General features: G+C 62.3%; 21 protein-coding genes. 15 read left to right on the forward strand and 6 right to left on the reverse strand.

All coding sequences use genetic code 11. The annotated features are described in order from the left end of the window. The first annotated feature begins 17 nt into the window (after positions 1-17). The 11 genes from CWE17_RS09985 (at position 18) to CWE17_RS10030 (ending at position 12,431) form a co-directional block, all read left to right on the forward strand. Positions 18-1,922 carry a DNA-directed RNA polymerase subunit gamma gene (locus tag CWE17_RS09985; RefSeq protein WP_131456772.1) on the forward strand — a complete coding sequence of 635 codons (1,905 nt, stop codon included), beginning with the start codon at positions 18-20 and terminating at the stop codon, positions 1,920-1,922. A gap of 49 nt (positions 1,923-1,971) precedes the next feature. Beyond that, on the forward strand, positions 1,972-6,066 hold the full coding sequence (locus tag CWE17_RS09990) for a DNA-directed RNA polymerase subunit beta' (RefSeq protein WP_131456773.1): 4,095 nt from the start codon (positions 1,972-1,974) through the stop codon (positions 6,064-6,066). Between the two features lie 77 nt (positions 6,067-6,143). Then, positions 6,144-6,296 (forward strand): high light inducible protein, encoded by a 153-nt coding sequence (locus CWE17_RS09995; RefSeq protein ID WP_131456776.1) that lies wholly within the window; start codon positions 6,144-6,146, stop codon positions 6,294-6,296. Then, a complete protein-coding gene (gene rlmN / locus CWE17_RS10000) occupies positions 6,293-7,348 on the forward strand; it encodes a 23S rRNA (adenine(2503)-C(2))-methyltransferase RlmN (RefSeq protein WP_240789376.1) in 1,056 nt (351 codons plus the stop codon). The genes CWE17_RS09995 and rlmN overlap by 4 nt, the downstream gene beginning before the upstream one ends. A 29-nt stretch (positions 7,349-7,377) precedes the next feature. Beyond that, on the forward strand, positions 7,378-9,144 hold the full coding sequence (locus CWE17_RS10005; RefSeq protein WP_131456778.1) for a sodium:solute symporter family protein: 1,767 nt from the start codon (positions 7,378-7,380) through the stop codon (positions 9,142-9,144). A 33-nt stretch (positions 9,145-9,177) separates the two neighbouring features. After that, the gene (locus tag CWE17_RS12445; protein WP_255417779.1) at positions 9,178-9,303 is read left to right on the forward strand and encodes a hypothetical protein; all 126 of its coding nucleotides are present in this window, start codon (positions 9,178-9,180) and stop codon (positions 9,301-9,303) included. A gap of 16 nt (positions 9,304-9,319) precedes the next feature. Beyond that, positions 9,320-10,126 (forward strand): HEAT repeat domain-containing protein, encoded by an 807-nt coding sequence (locus tag CWE17_RS10010; protein WP_131456780.1) that lies wholly within the window; start codon positions 9,320-9,322, stop codon positions 10,124-10,126. Between the two features lie 87 nt (positions 10,127-10,213). Continuing rightward, positions 10,214-10,417: a DUF2997 domain-containing protein gene (locus CWE17_RS10015; RefSeq protein WP_131456782.1), complete on the forward strand. Its 204-nt coding sequence runs from the start codon at positions 10,214-10,216 to the stop codon at positions 10,415-10,417. Continuing rightward, positions 10,417-10,809, forward strand: a complete 393-nt coding sequence (locus CWE17_RS10020; RefSeq protein ID WP_131456784.1) for a DUF1257 domain-containing protein — start codon at positions 10,417-10,419, stop codon at positions 10,807-10,809. Before CWE17_RS10015 ends, CWE17_RS10020 begins: the two co-directional genes overlap by 1 nt. An 18-nt stretch (positions 10,810-10,827) precedes the next feature. Continuing rightward, the gene (locus CWE17_RS10025; protein ID WP_131456786.1) at positions 10,828-11,229 is read left to right on the forward strand and encodes a ferredoxin; all 402 of its coding nucleotides are present in this window, start codon (positions 10,828-10,830) and stop codon (positions 11,227-11,229) included. Further along, entirely contained in the window at positions 11,226-12,431 is a 1,206-nt protein-coding gene (locus CWE17_RS10030; protein ID WP_131456788.1) for an aldo/keto reductase, read from the forward strand. The genes CWE17_RS10025 and CWE17_RS10030 overlap by 4 nt, the downstream gene beginning before the upstream one ends. On the opposite strand, the gene rsmG is transcribed toward CWE17_RS10030, so the two are convergent. After that, a complete protein-coding gene (gene rsmG / locus CWE17_RS10035) occupies positions 12,428-13,180 on the reverse strand; it encodes a 16S rRNA (guanine(527)-N(7))-methyltransferase RsmG (protein ID WP_131456790.1) in 753 nt (250 codons plus the stop codon). The genes CWE17_RS10030 and rsmG overlap by 4 nt on opposite strands. Positions 13,181-13,238: 58 nt before the next feature. Here rsmG and CWE17_RS10040 point away from each other — a divergent pair, with 58 nt between their 5' ends. The 3 genes from CWE17_RS10040 to CWE17_RS12390 all read left to right on the forward strand — a co-directional run bounded on the left by CWE17_RS10040 (position 13,239) and on the right by CWE17_RS12390 (position 14,314). After that, positions 13,239-13,760, forward strand: a complete 522-nt coding sequence (locus CWE17_RS10040) for a J domain-containing protein (RefSeq protein ID WP_131456792.1) — start codon at positions 13,239-13,241, stop codon at positions 13,758-13,760. Next, positions 13,702-13,968 (forward strand): DUF3143 domain-containing protein, encoded by a 267-nt coding sequence (locus CWE17_RS10045; protein ID WP_131456794.1) that lies wholly within the window; start codon positions 13,702-13,704, stop codon positions 13,966-13,968. The genes CWE17_RS10040 and CWE17_RS10045 overlap by 59 nt, the downstream gene beginning before the upstream one ends. Positions 13,969-14,134: 166 nt before the next feature. Continuing rightward, on the forward strand, positions 14,135-14,314 hold the full coding sequence (locus CWE17_RS12390; protein ID WP_240789368.1) for a hypothetical protein: 180 nt from the start codon (positions 14,135-14,137) through the stop codon (positions 14,312-14,314). 36 nt (positions 14,315-14,350) lie between these two features. On the opposite strand, the gene CWE17_RS12265 is transcribed toward CWE17_RS12390, so the two are convergent. From CWE17_RS12265 to CWE17_RS10070, 5 genes are read right to left on the reverse strand one after another with little or no spacing between them, the layout of a single operon-like run. Further along, positions 14,351-14,506: a hypothetical protein gene (locus CWE17_RS12265; RefSeq protein WP_164498758.1), complete on the reverse strand. Its 156-nt coding sequence runs from the start codon at positions 14,504-14,506 to the stop codon at positions 14,351-14,353. Next, a complete protein-coding gene (gene bioD / locus CWE17_RS10055; protein WP_131456798.1) occupies positions 14,503-15,180 on the reverse strand; it encodes a dethiobiotin synthase in 678 nt (225 codons plus the stop codon). Before bioD ends, CWE17_RS12265 begins: the two co-directional genes overlap by 4 nt. After that, positions 15,177-15,938 (reverse strand): methyltransferase domain-containing protein, encoded by a 762-nt coding sequence (locus CWE17_RS10060; RefSeq protein WP_131456799.1) that lies wholly within the window; start codon positions 15,936-15,938, stop codon positions 15,177-15,179. The genes bioD and CWE17_RS10060 overlap by 4 nt, the downstream gene beginning before the upstream one ends. Next, positions 15,935-16,657 (reverse strand): alpha/beta hydrolase, encoded by a 723-nt coding sequence (locus CWE17_RS10065; protein WP_131456801.1) that lies wholly within the window; start codon positions 16,655-16,657, stop codon positions 15,935-15,937. Before CWE17_RS10065 ends, CWE17_RS10060 begins: the two co-directional genes overlap by 4 nt. Next, the gene (locus CWE17_RS10070; RefSeq protein ID WP_131456803.1) at positions 16,650-17,789 is read right to left on the reverse strand and encodes an 8-amino-7-oxononanoate synthase; all 1,140 of its coding nucleotides are present in this window, start codon (positions 17,787-17,789) and stop codon (positions 16,650-16,652) included. Before CWE17_RS10070 ends, CWE17_RS10065 begins: the two co-directional genes overlap by 8 nt. Before the next feature lie 64 nt (positions 17,790-17,853). Between CWE17_RS10070 and CWE17_RS10075 the strand changes: the two genes are divergently transcribed. Further along, positions 17,854-18,780, forward strand: coding sequence for a bile acid:sodium symporter family protein (locus tag CWE17_RS10075; protein ID WP_131456805.1), 927 nt, complete (start codon positions 17,854-17,856; stop codon positions 18,778-18,780).

The raw sequence follows: 18,780 nt of genomic DNA on the forward strand, positions 1-18,780 counted from the left end.
TCTTCCCTTAACCGTCAATGACCAACAGCAACCTCCGCACCGAGAACCACTTCGATTACGTCAAGATCACGCTCGCATCCCCCGATCGGGTGATGGAGTGGGGTCAGCGCACCTTGCCTAATGGACAGGTGGTGGGTGAGGTCACCAAGCCTGAAACCATCAACTACCGCACGCTGAAGCCCGAGATGGACGGGCTGTTTTGCGAAAAGATCTTTGGACCGTCCAAGGACTGGGAGTGCCACTGCGGCAAGTACAAGCGGGTGCGCCACCGCGGCATCGTTTGTGAGCGCTGCGGCGTTGAGGTGACCGAGAGCCGGGTGCGTCGTCACCGCATGGGCTTTATCAAGCTGGCTGCTCCGGTGTCCCACGTTTGGTACCTGAAGGGCATCCCGAGCTATGTGGCCATCCTTCTCGACATGCCCCTGCGGGATGTGGAGCAGATCGTCTACTTCAACTGCTATGTGGTGCTCGATCCGGGTGATCACAAGGACCTCAAGTACAAGCAGCTGCTGACCGAGGACGAGTGGCTGGAGATCGAAGATGAGATCTACGCCGAGGATTCTGAGATTGAGAACGAGCCCGTTGTGGGCATCGGTGCTGAGGCTCTCAAGCAGCTGCTCGAAGACCTGGAGCTTGAGGCCGTCGCTGAGCAGCTACGCGAGGAAATCGCCGGCAGCAAAGGCCAGAAGCGGGCCAAGCTGATCAAGCGCCTGCGGGTGATCGACAACTTCATCGCCACCAACGCCCGTCCGGAGTGGATGGTGCTGGATGTGATCCCTGTGATCCCGCCAGATCTGCGACCCATGGTGCAGTTGGATGGCGGCCGTTTCGCCACCTCTGACCTCAACGACCTCTACCGCCGTGTGATCAACCGGAACAACCGGTTGGCGCGTCTTCAGGAAATCCTCGCCCCCGAAATCATCGTCCGCAACGAAAAGCGGATGCTCCAGGAGGCGGTCGATGCCTTGATCGACAACGGCCGCAGGGGCCGCACCGTGGTTGGTGCGAATAACCGACCGCTGAAGTCCCTCAGCGACATCATCGAAGGCAAGCAAGGTCGCTTCCGTCAGAACCTCCTTGGTAAGCGCGTCGACTATTCAGGTCGTTCCGTGATCGTGGTCGGTCCGAAGCTGAAGATGCACCAGTGCGGTTTGCCTAAGGAGATGGCAATCGAGCTGTTCCAGCCCTTCGTCATCCATCGCCTGATCCGCCAGAACATCGTCAACAACATCAAGGCGGCCAAGAAGCTGATCCAGCGTGCAGACGATGAGGTGATGCAGGTCTTGCAGGAGGTGATTGAGGGGCACCCGATCCTGCTCAACCGAGCGCCCACCCTGCACCGACTCGGCATCCAGGCTTTCGAGCCGAAGCTTGTTGATGGCCGTGCCATTCAGTTGCACCCGCTCGTTTGTCCGGCCTTCAACGCTGACTTCGACGGTGACCAGATGGCTGTGCACGTGCCTCTGGCCATTGAGGCTCAGACCGAGGCGCGCATGCTGATGCTGGCCAGCAACAACATCCTGTCTCCTGCTACGGGCGAGCCGATCATCACGCCGTCCCAGGACATGGTGCTTGGCGCCTACTACCTGACGGCACTACAGCCCGATCAAAAGCCTGTGGAGTTTGGTGATCGCTCCCGCACCTTCGCGGGCCTCGAGGATGTGATTCATGCCTTCGAAGACAAGCGCATCGGTCTGCACGACTGGGTTTGGGTTCGCTTCAGCGGTGAAGTTGAAGACGACGAAGAGCGTGATGAACCCTTGAAGAGTGAGACCCTCAGCGATGGAACCCGCTTTGAGCAGTGGAGTTTCCGGCGCGACCGTTTCGATGAGGACGGTGCCCTGATTAGTCGCTACATCCTCACAACCGTCGGACGCGTGGTCATGAACCACACGATCATCGACGCGGTGGCGGCCACCTGACGCCCTTTTTCGCAACGACTTTTCCCCGATTCACGAACCGAGCGCTGTCATGACCTCCACCCCTTCCAAATCCCGTAAGTCTTCCGGTAAGGCCGCTAAAGGCAAGCAGGCAGCTCCTGCTGCTGTGACTCCCCCTTTGGCCAAGACCCCACCCCCGTTCCGCAACCGGGTGGTGGATAAGAAAGGCCTCAAGCAGCTGGTGGCTTGGGCTTACAAGACCCATGGCACCGCCGCCACCGCTGCAATGGCAGACCAGCTCAAGGATCTGGGCTTCCGCTATGCCACTCAGGCGGCCGTTTCAATCTCTGTCGACGACCTCAAAGTTCCTGAGGCCAAGCAGGATCTGCTTGGACAGGCCGAGGAGTTGATCACCGCCACTGAGGAGTCTTATCGCCTCGGGGAGATCACGGAGGTTGAGCGTCACACCAAGGTGATCGACACCTGGACGGAGACCAATGAGCGTCTAGTGGATGCGGTCAAGAAGAACTTCAACCAGAACGACCCGCTCAACTCGGTCTGGATGATGGCCAACTCAGGCGCCAGGGGAAACATGTCCCAGGTGCGTCAGCTGGTGGGCATGCGCGGCCTGATGGCTAACCCGCAGGGGGAGATCATCGACCTCCCAATCCGTACCAACTTCCGCGAGGGTCTGACGGTCACCGAATACGTGATCTCCTCCTATGGAGCCCGTAAGGGTCTGGTGGATACGGCACTTCGGACTGCTGACTCGGGCTATCTCACCCGCCGTCTGGTGGATGTGGCTCAGGACGTCATCGTGCGTGAGGACGACTGCGGCACCACGCGTTCGATCCTCGTTAAAGCGGAGGATGGTCGTTATGGCAGCCGTCTGATCGGACGTCTGACTGCCGATCAGGTGCTCGACGCTGAAGGAACGGTGCTGGCGGAGCGCGACACCGAGATTGATCCGCCTCTGTCCAAAACATTTGAGAAGGCCGGTGTCGCTGCGGTCAGCGTGCGTTCACCCCTCACCTGTGAAGCCAATCGCTCCGTTTGTCGTAAGTGCTACGGCTGGGCCTTGGCCCATAACGAGCTGGTGGATCTCGGAGAAGCGGTGGGAATCATCGCGGCTCAGTCGATTGGTGAACCCGGAACCCAGCTCACGATGCGCACCTTCCACACCGGTGGTGTGTCTACAGCCGAGACCGGTGTGGTTCGTTCGAAGCTCGAGGGCACGGTTGAATTCGGTGCCAAGGCTCGGGTTCGTCCGTACCGCACCCCCCATGGTGTGAACGCCCAACAGGCAGAGGTGGACTTCACCCTCACGATTCAGCCCAGCGGCAAGGGCAAGCCCCAGAAGATCGAGATCACCAACGGTTCGCTCCTGTTCGTCGACAACGGCCAGGTCATCGCCTCTGACGTGACCGTTGCTCAGATTGCCGCTGGTGCGGTCAAGAAGAGTGTTGAGAAAGCCACCAAAGACGTGATCTGTGATCTCGCCGGTCAGGTGCGTTATGAGAAAGCAATTCAGCCCAGGGAGGTCACCGACCGTCAGGGCAATATCACCCGCAAGGCCCAGAGGTTGGGCCGCATGTGGGTGCTGGCAGGGGATGTGTACAACCTGCCCCCCAATGCACACCCTGTGGTCAAACCTTCCGCCCCGGTCCACGAGGGCCAGGTGCTCGCTGAGGCCAGCCAGGCCAGTGAGTATGGCGGCGATGTGCGTCTGCGCGACTCCCTCGGTGATTCCCGTGAGGTTCAGATCGTCACCACGGCGATGACTCTCAAGGACTTCAAGCTTCTGGGAGAGTCCACCCATGCTGGAGAGATCTGGCATCTCGAGGCCAAGGACGGCACCCGTTATCGCCTCAACACCATTCCTGGAAGCAAGATCGGCTCCGGTGAAGTGGTGGCTGAACTCGCCGATGATCGCTTCCGTACCCAGACCGGTGGCCTGGTGCGCTTTGCTCCAGGGCTGGCAATCAAAAAAGCCCGCTCCGCCAAGAACGGATATGAGGTGAGCAAGGGCGGGACCATGCTGTGGGTCCCTCAGGAAACCCATGAGATCAACAAGGACATCTCCTTGTTGATGATTGAGGACGGCCAGTGGATCGAGGCTGGCACTGAGGTGGTGAAAGACATCTTCAGCCAGACCGCCGGCATCGTCACGGTCACTCAGAAGAACGACATCCTGCGCGAGATCATTGTGCGCAGCGGTAGCTTCCATCTCTGCTCCGACAAGAAGGCCCTTGAGCGATTCGAGGGTGATGGGGTGATGGTGAATCCCGGCGAAACGATCGCTAAGGGCATCAGCAGCGATGCCATGGTGTTTGTGCAGTCGGTGGAAACCCCGGAGGGCATGGGCCTTCTGCTCCGCCCTGTCGAGGAATACACCATTCCCAATGAGGCTCAGCTTCCTGAGCTCAGCCATGTCAAGCAGGCCAAGGGGCCCTACCTGGGGCTAAAAGCCAGCCAGCGACTCGCCTTTAAGGATGGTGAGCTGGTGAAGTCTGTGGAAGGTGTGGAGCTCCTTCGCACCCAGTTGATGCTGGAAAGTTTTGACACCACTCCGCAGATGACCGTGGACGTTGAGGCTGTGCCCGACAAGCGCGCCAAGACGATCGAACGTCTTCAGCTGGTGATTCTTGAAAGCATCCTGGTGCGTCGTGACACCATCTCTGACTCCAGCCATGGTTCGACTCACACCGAGCTGCAGGTGGAGGACGGCCAGTCGATCAAGGCCGGTGACGTGGTGGCTACGACTCAGATTCTCTGCAAGCAGCAGGGTGTGGTGCAGATGCCTGAAGAGCAGGATGGCGAACCGGTTCGTCGTCTGATCGTCGAGCGAGAGGAGGACACCACAACCCTCACGGCTAAGGGATCCGTCCTGGTCAGCGTGGGACAGAGGGTTGTCGATGGTGACGAGATTGCTGCAGGTCAGCCGGCTGGTTGCTGCGGTGAGGTGGAGGCCGTGAATGGCAGCAGCATCACCCTCCGACTCGGCCGCCCCTACATGATCTCGCCCGATTCCCTTCTGCACGTGCGTGATGGTGACCTGGTGCAGCGGGGAGACGGTCTCGCCCTCCTGGTGTTCGAGCGGCAGAAGACCGGTGACATCGTTCAGGGTCTTCCCCGGATTGAGGAATTGCTGGAAGCCCGTCGACCACGGGAATCGGCGATTCTCTGCAAGAAGCCTGGCACCGTTGAGATCAAGCAGGGTGAGGACGATGAATCCACCACCGTCACAGTGATTGAGGCGGATGATGCGATTTCTGAATATCCGATCCTGCTGGGCCGCAACGTGATGGTCAGCGATGGTCAACAAGTGCATGCCGGTGAGCTGCTTACCGATGGGCCGATCAACCCACATGAGTTGCTGGAATGTTTCTTCGAGGATCTGCGCAGCCGCAAGCCGCTGATGGAGGCCGCCCAAGAGGCGATTGCCAAACTGCAGCACCGCCTCGTCAATGAGGTTCAGAACGTCTACAAATCACAGGGCGTTTCGATTGACGACAAACACATCGAGGTGATCGTCCGTCAGATGACCAGCAAGGTGCGGGTCGAAGATGCCGGAGACACCACCCTGCTTCCTGGCGAGCTGATCGAGCTGCGTCAGGTGGAAGACACGAACCAAGCCATGGCGATCACCGGTGGAGCTCCAGCGGAATTCACCCCTGTGTTGCTCGGTATCACCAAGGCTTCGCTCAACACCGACAGCTTCATTTCGGCGGCCTCCTTCCAGGAGACCACCCGGGTTCTCACGGAAGCAGCCATCGAAGGCAAGAGCGACTGGCTGCGCGGTCTCAAAGAGAACGTGATCATCGGTCGCTTGATCCCAGCAGGCACCGGTTTCAGCGGCTTCGAAGAGGAGCTGCGGGCCGAGGCTGGTCCACACCCCGACATCCTGTCCGAGGACCCTGCTGGTTACCGACGCATGCAGAATCTGAGGCCTGACTACACCGTGGAGATGCCCGCTGCCCCGGCAGCCAGCGCCTCTGCCGTGCTCGATGACCCCAGCGAGGAAGATCTGGAAGCCACCCGCAGTCGTCATGGCATCGATGCCGCAGCCAGCAACTTCGCGGCATTCGCCCGTCCCGCTGCTGACGATGAGCTGGCTGAGGAGCAGGTGGTCGATGCTGAGGCCCTTGAGGGTCTGCAGGAAGAGGGGCTGCTCAGCGATGAGTGATCCCTCTGCCCTGAAGGTGAAGGTCCACAGCTGTCGGATCAGCGCCATCAGACTCAATGTCGCTGCAGACCATGGTCATGCTTGAGCCCACCTTGATTCCGAAACGCCGTAAGCCCCGCTACGGCTTTCACCTCCATACGGAACGGCTCAATGGCCGTGTGGCCATGCTTGGGTTTATTGCTCTGTTGGCGGTGGAATTCAAGCTGGGCCACGGTCTACTGACTTGGTGAGCTCGACTCCGGAGCCGGTGGCCCTTCTGGGCCGCAGCGCCGCAGATCTTGAGCAGTGGGCTGTCGACCAGGGGCAGCCGGCTTTTAGGGGGCGGCAGCTCCATGACTGGCTTTACGCCAAGGGAGCCCCTGATCTGGCCTCGATCACGGTGCTCCCGAAGGCCTGGCGAGTCGCTCTCGAGGAGCAAGGCGTCACCGTCGGTCGTCTCAAGGAGCAGGACCGACGGATTGCTACTGATGCCACCACCAAGTTGCTGCTGGCCACCAACGACGGTGAGTTAATTGAAACGGTTGGCATCCCCACAGACCAACGGCTGACGGTTTGTGTGTCCAGTCAGGTGGGCTGTCCCATGGCCTGTCGTTTCTGCGCCACCGGGAAGGGGGGTCTGCAACGCTCCCTAGCCACCCACGAAATCGTCGATCAGGTGCTCAGTGTTCGGGAGGTGATGGATCGCCGTCCCTCCCATGTGGTGTTCATGGGGATGGGAGAACCCTTGCTGAATATCGACGCTGTGCTGGGCGCGATTCGCTGTCTCAATGACGACCTCGGGATCGGTCAGCGCCGGATCACCGTGAGCACTGTGGGGGTGCCGCGCACCTTGCCGCAGCTGGCTGAACTGGCGATGAGTCGCCTGGGTCGGGCCCAGTTCACCCTTGCCGTGAGTTTGCATGCGCCCAATCAACGGCTGCGGGAGGAGCTGATCCCCACCGCCCATGCGTACCCCTACGACGCCCTGCTTGATGACTGCCGCCATTACCTGGCGGTCACAGGACGACGCGTCAGTTTCGAATACATCCTTCTCGGCGAGCTCAACGATGCCCCGAGTCATGCCGCAGAACTTGCTGACCGGGTTGGTGGCTTTCAGAGCCATGTGAACTTGATCGCCTACAACCCCATCGACGAAGAGGATTTTCAGCGACCATCCCCTGAGCGGATTGCTGCATTTCGGCAGGTTCTCGAACGCCGTGGTGTGGCGGTGAGCCTGCGGGCCAGTCGGGGGCTCGATCAGGATGCGGCCTGCGGACAGTTGCGGCGGAATCGCACCACTTGATCGAGACTGCCGCCATCCGGCAGGGCTCCATGGCGGCAATTGACTGGTTGATCCTTGTTCTTTATCTGGCGGGGACCCTGGTTCTCGGACTCTGGCTGGCCCGACGCAATCGTGGAGAGGACGACTACTTCGTGGCTGGTCGCAGCCTCAGTGGCTGGCTGGCTGGGGCCTCGATGGCTGCCACCACCTTCTCCATCGATACGCCCCTCTATGTGGCGGGTCTCGTGGGTACCCGTGGGCTTGCGGCCAACTGGGAGTGGTGGGGATTTGGTCTCGCCCATGTGGCGATGGCCGTGGTCTTCGCGCCGCTTTGGCGGCGCAGTGGTGTGCTGACTGACGCCGCCTTTACAGAGCTGCGCTACGGCGGGCCAGCCGCCGCCTGGTTGCGGGGGATTAAAGCCTTCCTGCTCGCGCTTCCGGTCAACTGCATCGGCATCGGGTATGCCTTCTTGGCGATGCGCAAAGTGGTGGAGGCGCTGGGGATCGTCTCGGATCAGCCGATTCCTGCCTTCGGTGGCCTCTCTGACACCGTGCTGCTGTTGGCGGTTGTGGCAGGCCTCGTGCTCACTTACACCGCCGCCGGTGGTCTCTGGGCTGTTGTGGTCACTGATTTTGTGCAGCTTCTGCTGGCCTTGCTGGGGGCCCTGGCGGTTGCCTGGGCTGCAATCCATGCCGCCGGGGGGATGGAAGCACTTCTGAGCAGCCTCGATGCCCTCGGCCGTCCGGAACTGCTGTCGCTGGTGCCTTGGCGCTGGACGGACGCAGGCCTCGACTGGATTGGCGGTGCCGGAATCAGTGTGTCCACGTTTTTGGCCTACCTGAGCGTGCAGTGGTGGAGCTTCCGACGCAGTGATGGCGGCGGTGAGTTCATCCAGCGCATGCTGGCCACGAAGGACGAACAGCAGGCGCGCCTCGCCGGTTGGGTGTTCTTGGTGGTCAACTATCTCGTTCGGAGCTGGCTTTGGGTGTTGGTGGCGCTTGCCGCGCTGGTGCTTCTGCCGGACCAAAGCGACTGGGAGCTCAGCTATCCCGCTTTGGCGGTTCAGTACTTGCCGCCGGTTGTGCTCGGCCTCGTGGTCGTGTCATTGGTGGCCGCTTTCATGAGCACGGTGAGCACTTCCGTGAACTGGGGGGCCAGTTATCTCACCCATGACCTTTACCAACGTTTTATCCGGCCGGAGGCCTCCCAGCGGGAGCTGCTGCTGATCGGGCAACTGATGAGTGTGCTGCTGGTGGTGCTTGGCGTGATCACCGCTCTCATCAGCGACAGCATCGGCACGGTGTTCCGTTTGGTGATTGCCATTGGGACCGGGCCAGGGGTCGTGCTTGTGTTGCGTTGGTTCTGGTGGCGGATCAACGCCGCCGCTGAGCTGGCTGCCATGCTCTGCGGCTTTTGTGTTGGCCTCAGCACTTCGGTGGTGCCTGTGCTGCAGATCTCGGATTACGGCTCGCGCTTGATGGTCACCACAGCCCTGACTGCCGTGGTCTGGGTGGTGGTGATGCTCAGCACCCCACCCGAATCAGCAGCAGTCCTCGAGCGCTTCGTGCAACAGGTGCAGCCCCCCGGGCCCGGTTGGCGCCGCTGGCGTCAACCGGATGCCAGCGATGGAGCCGAGTCTCTACCAGCCCTACTCCTCCGTTTTCTTTTGAGTAGTGGCGTGCTCTTCGGCGCTCTGCTCGGATCGGGCGCGTTCCTGCTGCATCAGCAGCTCAGCGGTTGGATCGGGCTGATTGTCACGGTGGTTTGCCTGACGTTGCTTCTGCGTTCGGGCCGCCGCAGGTCTCTGGCCGTCTGATCGCCACCCAGAATGGCCGAAAGCGTTTGTTCCGTGAGTTTCTTTCGCACCACCCTGCTGCCCCTGATGATCGTGGGCTTGTTCGCCCTGGCTTTGTTCGCCGTCAGTGCGCGCATCTGGCTGCCGGGTGACATGCTGGCCCCGGCTCCGGTGGGCTGAGCGTACGATCGGCGCCATGAGCGAGCGATTCACTCCAGACGGTGATGAGGGCCTGGTCAACCTGGCCATCGATCCGGATGTGCTTGCCCGTGAACTGGCTGCAGAGCTGCTCGGCGATCCTCTCGACGAGATTGATCTCGATGATCCGCAGGATGAAGCGCTCCATGCCGCCCGTGAATGTGATCAGGGGCTGGCCTGGTTGCAGCAAGGCCATGAAGAACGTCTTCAAGGGTTACGCGTGTTCTGTGAGCACCGCGACCCCCGAGCCGTCCCCCTGTTGCTGCCTCTGCTTAGCCAGGCCTGTCCAGTTGTGCGGATGAGCGCGGTCTACGCGCTTGGCCGCAACCCCTCCCCTTCCGCAGTTGAGCCGCTCCTGCAGCTGCTCCAGGTCGACAGCAATGCGTATGTCCGCAAAGCGGCAGCCTGGAGCCTGGGCAATTACCCCGATGCCCCGGTCCTTAACCCCCTGATCCGCTCGTTGCAGGTGGATGTGGCCTCCGTCCGGCTCTGGGCGACCGTGGCCTTGGCTGAAGCTGGAATGACCTCCCCTGCGAAAGCGGATCTTGCTGCAGGACAGCTCCTGATCAGCCTGCGGATCGATAGTGAGCCTGTGGTCCGGAGTAACTGCATCTGGGCGCTCGGTCGCCTTGTGGAGCAGCTCGTTGAGCCGCGTCGGGCTGATGTGATCGAAGCGTTCGTGAACGCCTTGCTCCATGATCAGGAAACTTCCGTCCGCGATGAGGCCAGGACGGCTCTGGAGCAACTCGAAAACCCCGAGATTCTGGAGCGCCTGCAGACCTTGGTGGATGAAGGTCTGCTCTGAGTCATTGGGAGCTACAGCGGCCTGTAACAGTCGCCCGTCAGTCGCCAGGCACGTTGCCTAGCATTCTTGTCTCCATGGTTGAGGCGAATGCCCCAGCGCACACTCCGTTTCCGCATTCGTCCTGATGGACGGGTTGAGGAGCGTGTTGAAGGCGTTGAAGGTGAAGCCTGCCTCGGTCTGACTGAGCGATTGGAAGCAGCTCTCGGTTCTGTCGAGCGCCGCGAAGCCACCAGTGAGGCCTATGGCACCCAGGCGGCACAGACCCAACCTCTTCCCGTTGAGCAACTCTGATGTCTCACTTCAGCACGGTTCGTACGGAGCTTCGTCAGCGCGATCCGCTAATGGCTGCGCTTCGCGATCTTGGCTACGAGCCCGAGTCGGGCTCCCGCCCTGTGCGCGGTTACCGCGGTCAGACCGTTGATGCTGATTTGGCGGTCAAGATGACCGAAGGCTCTGACTTGGGCTTTCGTTGGAATGCTTCAACCGGCAGCTACGAGCTGGTGACCGATCTCGACCTCTGGCGCCAGCCCATTCCCGTTGAGCGCTTTCTCCAGCGCCTGACCCAGCGCTATGCCCTTCACACCGTGCTCAGCGCCAGTGTCGAGGAAGGTTTTGCGCTGAGTGAGCAAACGACCACTCAGGATGGATCGATTGAGTTGGTGGTGACCCGCTGGGACGCCTGATTCCTTTCCTATTGCGGCGTGTCATTGCCCTTTGACCCCTCTGCGGCCTATCGCGCCACCGTTGACGGTGGCGATCAGCGCAGTGGTGATGAGCCTCTTCTCGGAGGGGCGTTGCGCGAGCGTGCTGTGTGGGTGGATGAGGCTGTTTGTATCGGCTGTCGTTACTGCGCCCATGTGGCGTCGAACACTTTCTCGATCGAGCCCCGACTGGGCCGATCCCGTGCGATTCGACAGGACGGCGACAGCACGGAACGGATCCAGGAGGCGATTGAGACCTGCCCAGTGGATTGCATTCACTGGGTTGGCTTTGAGGAGCTCGATGGTCTGCGGGCCCGCCTTGAGGCAACGGAACTGCTTCCCCTAGGGCTTCCTTCTCCAGCCAGGCCCCGACGGCAGTTGCCCCGATCTTCAGGCCCATGAGCGCTGCGCTGCCGACGCGACGGTTCGGGCGGACCGAACTACCGATGCCGATCCTCTCTCTTGGAGGGATGCGTTTTCAGCAGAGCTGGACTGATCTTGAGGCTGACGCGATCACCGCTGAGTCTCAGCGACAACTCGAGGCCACCTTGGAGCGTGCCGTCGCCTGTGGCTTGCATCATGTGGAAACCGCTCGTCATTACGGCAGTTCCGAGCGCCAGCTGGGCTGGGCGCTCGACAGGGTGCTGGATGGGAGCCGCCTTCTTCAGACCAAGGTGCCGCCCCATGACGATCCAGAGGTTTTCGAAGCTGAGCTCCGACTGAGTGCGGAGCGCCTCGGAGGACGACGCATTGACCTCCTCTCCATCCATGGCATCAACCGTTCGGAACACCTCGCGCAAACCCTGCGTCCTGGTGGCTGCCTTGAGGTTGTGCACCGTTGGCAGCGCGATGGCCGTATCGGCCATGTCGGCTTCTCCACCCATGGACCCACGCCGCTGATCGAGGAAGCGATCGCCAGTGATGCCTTTGATTACGTGAATTTGCACTGGTATTTCATTCGCCAGGACAACGAAGCGGCGATTGCAGCGGCGGCGGACCATGACATGGGGGTGTTCATCATCAGTCCCACCGACAAGGGAGGACATCTGCACACCCCTTCCGTGCCGATGCAGGAGCTCTGTGCGCCCTTGCATCCGATCGTCTTCAACGACCTCTTTTGCCTGGGGGATCCGCGCGTGCACACCATCAGCGTCGGGGCCGCACGACCGGAAGACCTTGATCTACATCTCGAGGCCGTGTCGCTGCTGGACAGGGCTTCTGAACTCGTGCCCCCTGTGGAGCAGCGTCTGGAGCGAGCGGCCAAGGAAGCCCTGGGTGAGCCTTGGTTGTGCAGCTGGCGCCAGGGCCTTCCCAGCTGGGAGGACACACCCGGAGAGATCAATCTGGAGGTGCTGCTCTGGCTCCATGGACTGGTGGAAGCCTGGGGCCTTGAGGGTTACGCCAGAGCCCGATACGGATTGCTCGGCAAAGCCAGCCATTGGTTTCCTGGCGCCAATGCTGACCCCCTTGACCAGCAGGTGTCGGAAGCCGAGCTGCTGAGCGTTTTGGGTGCCAGCCCCTGGGCGACGCAGATCCCCGCGATTCTTCGTTCCTTACGAGCGCGGGTGGGTGGAGCGGAGCAGCAGCGTCTATCGAGCGCCTAGTTCAGGTCGAGACCCAAGGGCAGTTTGGCCGGTATCCCGATGGCTCTTGGGTAGGAGGCAGGGCATCTGGCCTGGGGACGTAGACGCAATAGATGGCGCGGCCCTTTGTCGGCTGGCAGCTCGCAGTGCTGACGTTCCGCAAGGTTCGCCCGAAGGGGCTTGAGGGCGCCCTGAAGCTGCAGCTCATCCTCCGGCGTCCAGCGACCGCGATACAGCAGGGCCTCCCCTTCCTCTCGCAGGAGGGGAACCAGGTATTCGGCAACCACAGGAGCTGAGGCCACGGCACGGGCCATGGCTCGATCGAACTGGCCACGGCAGTGTGGATCTTGGCCGGTGCGTTCGATCCGTTCCGTGCGCACCTGGACGCGATCAGCAAGCTCGAGGCTGCGGGCCATCGCCAGCACCGCTGAGGTCTTGCGACCGACGGAATCCACGAGTGTGAGCCGGGCGCCGGGGAGGGCGATGGCGACGGCCAGTCCAGGAAACCCCCCGCCGGTGCCCACATCGATGCAGTCCAGGGGCGCATCTGGCGTCTGCAGTTCCCTTTGGAGGGGCCAGAGACTGTCAAAGACCTGAGCAATCCAAAAATCAGCTCCTTCGAGCAGTCGGGTCAAGTTCACCCTGCTGTTCCATTCCTTCAGCTCCTGCTGCAGCCGGATGAACTGCTCCAGTTGTCGGGCTGAAGGTGTCCAGCCCAGGGCCTCCCAGAGATCCTGTTCCGGTCGATCGAAACGGGACGGGTTCGGCATCGAGATCCGACCGTTGGTTCTTCCTAGGATGCCTCCCCGAGGATGACCCGGTGCGCCCGTGGCTGAGAACCGGACCCTCTACGACCTGCTGGGGGTTGATCCAAGAGTGGATGCAAGCGGTCTTCGTCAGGCTTTTCGTCGTCGAAGCAAGGCGCTGCACCCCGACACCACCCAGTTGCCTGCGGAGCAGGCTTCCCGCGAGTTCCAGCAGCTATGCGAGGCCTATGCGCAGCTGGCAGATCCCCGCCGCCGCGCCTGTTACGACGCCGGATTGCAGGAACCAGTCGTCCCTGTACAACGCGTAACAGCATCGGGTTCAGAGGCTGGATGGGGGCGGATCGGTGAGCGACGCCCTCTCTCCGGGGGCGAGTGGTTGTCGATCGTGCTGCTGCTGGGGGCTCTGCTGCTCTGTCTCGTGCTTGGCCTTGGGATGGGATGGCGTCGGGGGGTGCAGCTGCAGGTCGCGCCCAGCTGGATGCTGCAGGAGCAGACTTGGTCTGATTCAGAGTCCTCCCGCAGTGATGTCCTCCCTGCCCCCGGGCCAGACGCCGCTCAATCAGCATTCCCTTCGCTCCCTTGAGCTATGGCTTGAGGGGCTTGGGGCCCTACGCACTGAGGAAGACCCCTGTCTTTGGTGTTGGACGCAGCCTGATTGGTCTGCGGAGATTCGTCTTGACCAGGAGGAGCTTTGGGTGAGCTGGCAGTCTTCGGGTCAGGAGGCTCAGCGCAGGTTTTCCTACGGCTTGTCTCGTCTGGATGTCGAGGCGGCCATGAGGGCCGGTCCTTGAAGGGAGCGCCATGATGGACATGACGTTGAGGCCGCCCAGCATGGCCACAGCACAGACAACGACTAGACGATCCAATCGTTTTATCGATTCGCCTCGGTCCGACTCAGGCAGGCGTTGTGCAGTTTTCAATCGCAGTCTCGACTCCCGCGCCTGCGGAACACGGCAGATGTTCTTCGAGGGTGGATGGCCCTCGATCAAGGTGCGCCTCGAGATGGGCGGTTGGTCTCCTTGTCAGATCGATCAGATCCACGAGCAGTTGCGACAGGGATGGCCTCTGGCTCTGGCCGTGCGTCATGTCGCTCTTCGCAACGGACTGTGTCCCTTGCGCTCTCGGCCCCTCGGTTGAGGGTGGCCGTGGGAGATCTCTGATTTCAGGCTGGATTCAGCGGCAGACTTCGCTTCGGTCTTCTGATGGCGTGGAGAGAGGGCCGCAGTTGAACCAGCGAACGATGCCGACTTCCACATCGGTGAACAGCACCAGAATGCCTCCGCAGAGCAGGATCACGGCAGCAGTGGCCCAGGTCTGGCGGCTCGTCATTGGGGGCAGATCTGCTTATTCAGAATCCGTTCGAACTTAGGGCCCAGTCCCTGAATGCGCCATTGCTCCGCCAGGGCCTGGGCATTCAGCGGTGCTAGCGGGGGTAACTGGGCCAGTACAGGCACCCCGGCTAGCTCCTCCAGGGTGCGGGGGTTATCGGGATGGATTGGGCCGTTGAGGATGAGTCCCAACACCGGAATGCTCCGTCGGTTGAGGGCCTCCAGGCTGAGCAAGGAGTGGTTGAGAGTGCCCAGGCCGCTACGGGCCACCAGCAGCACAGGTAACTGCCAGCGTTCCAGCTGGTCGATTTGTCGCCATGTGCGTGTGAGTGGCACGTGCAGACCACCGGCGGTTTCGATGACCAGCGGACATTGGTCTTGGTTCGGGGGGGACAGCCGTTCGGGATCGATCTCTTGGTTCTCCATCTCCGCGGCCCAGTGGGGAGAGACAGGGGCCTGAAAGGCGTAGGCCTCTGGCAGCCAGCGCTCCGGCGGAAGGTGCAGCAGGTTCACCAACCAGTCGCGATCACCGCCCTGCTCCAGGCCGCTCTGCACCGGTTTCCAGTAGCGGGCTTCCAGTCCCTGCACCAGCAGAGCGCTCACCACGGTCTTGCCCACGTCGGTGTCGGTGCCGCAGACCACCAGACGGGGGCCTGGGCAAGGGCGTTCATTCATCGCCGGAGCAGCAGGATCTGGATCAACCAGGTGAGTCTGATCTGGCCGTTGGAGTTGCGGTCCGGCCAGCACCGTTCGAGGCGGCGCCAGCCGCCTACCCCCAGGGGAGTGCAGGGGGAGCTGCCGGCGCCGATTTGGCGCATGGGCCGAAGCAGCGCAACGGCGCTGGAGGCCTGCTGGCTAAAGCGGTAGCACCTGTTGTGCTGAATCGCCTCGACTGGCAGGTTGGCGACCAAATCCTGCGGGTTGGGGAAGGTGTGGGCTGAGCAGCGCTCCCCACTCACCCTTGCCGCTGCGTGCCACTGGGGAAAGCTGCCCTCCACGGGCAGGGCAACCGCCAGCCAGTCGCCAGGGGCGAGGGCCCTGAACCAGTGCTCCAGCTGCAGATCGGGCTGCTCAAGCCAGTGAAGACAAAAGCTGGAAGCCAACAACCGTGGTGGCTCTTGCCAAGGGGGCAGTCCGTCCTGAAGGCGCCACAGCAGGGTGCTGCTTCCGGCCGGCTGCATGGTCAGCATCGCCTGGCTCCCATCAAGTCGGGTGAGTCGCTGTCCTGGATGAAGGGCCTCCAGGGCCTCCGCAAGCAGTCCGGTGCCGGAGCCCAGATCCACCCATAAGCCCCGGCGAATCGGGAGGCGCTGGCAGAGCGCCGCCAGACGCCAGGCGACAGCCCGCTGCAGCCGTGCGTGGGCGTCATAGGACGGTGCCGCCCGGCTGAATTCATGCAGCACGTCCTGCTGCCAGTGGGGCGAATCCCTCAAGATGAGGTTGCTCCGTCCAGCCAGCGCTGCACCCTGCAGACCAGGTCCGGAACTGGTAAGGCATGGCCCACAGCCTTCAGGGTCCAATGTTCAGGAGCGGCCTGCAGTTTCTGTCGCAGATCCAGCAGCAATTGGCGACTGGCGGCTGACGAGACGATCGCATCGGCACCAGCCTCCACGACGAGCACTTTCGCCTGGGTGGGGATGCCGTCTGGCAGGCCGATGGTCTGGCTGAGCAGTTCGAGATCGCGGCGCAACCGGTCTCGGCCTTCGGAGCTAAGACCTTTCTTTAGGGGGCCGCTGGGCAGTGCATCGGGGTTCGCTGGATCGGCAGCCCGGGCGAGAAAGGTCGTGAGCATGGCGGTTTCCCCCTCAGTTCCAATGGCTGCATGCATGCCGTTGAGGGCCGTTCGCAGGGCGCGGCCTCCGGCACCTGTTGGGATGAATCTCCCGAAGCTGGCTAGAAGCACCACATCGGTGGCTTGGCACAGCACAGTCGCCTGGACCAGATGAGGGCCGAGGGAATGGCCGATGAGGACCCGACGCTCGCTGTTGGCATGCCATTGGGGCTGCTTAAGGGGACGTCCGCCGTAGCCCCGTTCTCCGCTTTGCCAGTGCCAGCCATGGCGGTCAAAGTGGCGGTGCCAGGGCTCCCAAGCGCAGCTGTCTCCACCCCAGCCGTGCATGGCGATCACCTCTTGCCTCGGCAGATCAGCCATCCGCCAGCGCCCTCAGCAGTACCTCCAATGTCTCATCGGGGAGGTCGCGGTGCAGCACAAGCCGCAGGCGGGCCGTTCCCTCGGGCACGGTGGGAGGGCGGATCGCCACGGTGAGCAGGCCTGCCTTCTCCAGTTGAGACTGCCGATCGAGTGCCGCCTGGTCGGCCCCCACGATCAGGGGCAGGATTGGCCCGCAACCGCTAGGCCGCTGCCAGCCTGCGGCCTTGAGATGGTCCCGCCAAAGGATGCTTCTCTCCACCAGTTGCTGACCCCAGTCGGGATGGTGACGGATCAGGTTGAGGGCCGCCAACGCTGCAGCGACCAGTGGAGGCGCAAGGGCAGTGGTGTAGCGGAAGGCGCCGCTGCTCTGCAGCAGGACCTCCCCCAGCTGGGTATCAGTGGCCAGGAAGGCACCGCCGCTTCCGAACGCTTTGCCAAAAGTGCCGCTGATCATCGTCACGCCCTCCAGGCCGTAGGCGAGGCCGCGCCCGGCTGGACCAAGAACTCCCAGGGCATGGGCCTCATCCACCAGCAGGCGCGCCCGGTGCTGGCGGCAGAGAGCCGTCAGCTCCATCAGGGCTGGGCTGGTGCCCTCCATGCTGAACAGGCTTTCCGTGACCACCAGCAGCGGTTGGTCAGGGTTTCTGTTTCGGCAGGATTCGAGCAGCTCCTTCACAGCGTTGAGGTCGTTGTGGGCGAAGCGTTTCAACCGTGCGCCGCTGGCCTGCACCCCGACCAGTAGGGAGTGGTGGATCAGGCGATCCGCCAGCACGGTGCAGTGGCGATCCGCCAGGGCGGAAATGGCCGCAAGATTGGCCTGAAAGCCGCTGGGGAAGAGCAGCACCCGATCTCTCCCCAGCCAGTCGGCGAGCTCCGCTTCCAATGCGTCATGAACCGGCCGGCTTCCGCTCACGAGTCGGGACCCTCCGGCACCGACTCCACTGCGCTCGAGCTCCGCTTGGGCGGCAGCGATCAGAACGGGGTGTCGGTTGAGCCCGAGATAATCGTTGCTGGCCAGATCAAGGAGTGGGCCGCTCTCCGCTTGAGAGCCATGCGCTTGCAGCCTGGCGCTCCCAGGTGCGGGGACCCAGGTGCGCAGCTGACGGCGACGGGCTGGGGGCAGGCTCTCCATCTCCTTACTCTGCTGCAGTGCCAGGGCAGGACAGGATGGTGAAGTTGCCTGCCTGGTTCCTTTGATGCCCCCCCGGCTGCTGGAGCGCTTCACCCTGCTTTTCCCATTCTGGACCTTGCTGGCGGCCGGTCTTGCCCTGGCGTTGCCGGGCTTGTTCGCCTGGGTTGCAGGTCCGGTGATCGTGTGGTCCCTGGCCGTGATCATGCTCGGCATGGGTCTAGGGCTGGAGCCTGCCGATTTCCGTCGGGTCCTGACTCGGCCGCGGCCGGCCCTGCTGGGTGTGCTGCTGCAGTTTGTGGTGATGCCGTCTCTGGCGGCATTGGTGGCCTGGGGCCTGCGTTTGGAACCACCGCTTGCCGTCGGCTTGATTCTGGTTGGCTGTTGCCCAGGGGGCACCGCTAGCAACGTGGTCGCTTTGATCGCTCGCGCGGATGTGGCGCTCTCGGTGGTGATGACGTCCCTCAGCACCGTCTTGGCGGTGGGTCTGACGCCGCTGCTGAGCAGCATTTTGGCGGGCCGCTATGTGCCTGTGGATGGCTGGTCGCTTCTGGCCAATGTGCTCCAGGTGGTGTTGATTCCGGTGGCTGTTGGGGTGTTGCTCAAGCAGGGGCGTCCAGGATTGGCTCGGCGGATCGAGCCGCTGATGCCCCCAGTTGCTGTGTTAGCGATCGCCTTGATCGTTGCTGGAATCATCGGTGCCCAGCGGGAGGCCCTGCTCACTCAGGGCTTTCTGTTGCTGCTGGCCACCCTTCTGCTCCATGGCAGTGGTTTTCTCCTGGGTCTGGTGCTGCCGGTTCTGCTCGGGGAGTCTCGACGGGCAGCACGCACCATCAGCATCGAGGTGGGCATGCAGAACTCGGGTCTGGCGGTGGTGCTGGCTCGAAGCGGAGGATTCACCAGCCCCCTCACCGCCCTCCCAGGGGCTATCTCCGCCGTGGTTCATTCCCTGATGGGCAGTGCGCTGGCGGCCTGGTGGCGGAAGCGTCCCTAG

The organism is Synechococcus sp. BS56D (genome assembly GCF_004332405.1).
Lineage (GTDB): Bacteria > Cyanobacteriota > Cyanobacteriia > PCC-6307 > Cyanobiaceae > Synechococcus_C.

Coding starts and splice junctions, on each gene's coding strand:
- CWE17_RS09985 (WP_131456772.1), top strand. CDS start 18: ATGACCAACAGCAACCTCCGCACCGAGAACCACTTCGATTACGTCAAG.
- CWE17_RS09990 (WP_131456773.1), top strand. CDS start 1,972: ATGACCTCCACCCCTTCCAAATCCCGTAAGTCTTCCGGTAAGGCCGCT.
- CWE17_RS09995 (WP_131456776.1), top strand. CDS start 6,144: ATGCTTGAGCCCACCTTGATTCCGAAACGCCGTAAGCCCCGCTACGGC.
- CWE17_RS10005 (WP_131456778.1), top strand. CDS start 7,378: ATGGCGGCAATTGACTGGTTGATCCTTGTTCTTTATCTGGCGGGGACC.
- CWE17_RS10010 (WP_131456780.1), top strand. CDS start 9,320: ATGAGCGAGCGATTCACTCCAGACGGTGATGAGGGCCTGGTCAACCTG.
- CWE17_RS10015 (WP_131456782.1), top strand. CDS start 10,214: ATGCCCCAGCGCACACTCCGTTTCCGCATTCGTCCTGATGGACGGGTT.
- CWE17_RS10020 (WP_131456784.1), top strand. CDS start 10,417: ATGTCTCACTTCAGCACGGTTCGTACGGAGCTTCGTCAGCGCGATCCG.
- CWE17_RS10030 (WP_131456788.1), top strand. CDS start 11,226: ATGAGCGCTGCGCTGCCGACGCGACGGTTCGGGCGGACCGAACTACCG.
- rsmG (WP_131456790.1), bottom strand. CDS start 13,180: ATGCCGAACCCGTCCCGTTTCGATCGACCGGAACAGGATCTCTGGGAG.
- CWE17_RS10045 (WP_131456794.1), top strand. CDS start 13,702: ATGTCCTCCCTGCCCCCGGGCCAGACGCCGCTCAATCAGCATTCCCTT.
- CWE17_RS12390 (WP_240789368.1), top strand. CDS start 14,135: ATGTTCTTCGAGGGTGGATGGCCCTCGATCAAGGTGCGCCTCGAGATG.
- CWE17_RS12265 (WP_164498758.1), bottom strand. CDS start 14,506: ATGACGAGCCGCCAGACCTGGGCCACTGCTGCCGTGATCCTGCTCTGC.
- bioD (WP_131456798.1), bottom strand. CDS start 15,180: ATGAATGAACGCCCTTGCCCAGGCCCCCGTCTGGTGGTCTGCGGCACC.
- CWE17_RS10065 (WP_131456801.1), bottom strand. CDS start 16,657: ATGGCTGATCTGCCGAGGCAAGAGGTGATCGCCATGCACGGCTGGGGT.
- CWE17_RS10070 (WP_131456803.1), bottom strand. CDS start 17,789: ATGGAGAGCCTGCCCCCAGCCCGTCGCCGTCAGCTGCGCACCTGGGTC.
- CWE17_RS10075 (WP_131456805.1), top strand. CDS start 17,854: ATGCCCCCCCGGCTGCTGGAGCGCTTCACCCTGCTTTTCCCATTCTGG.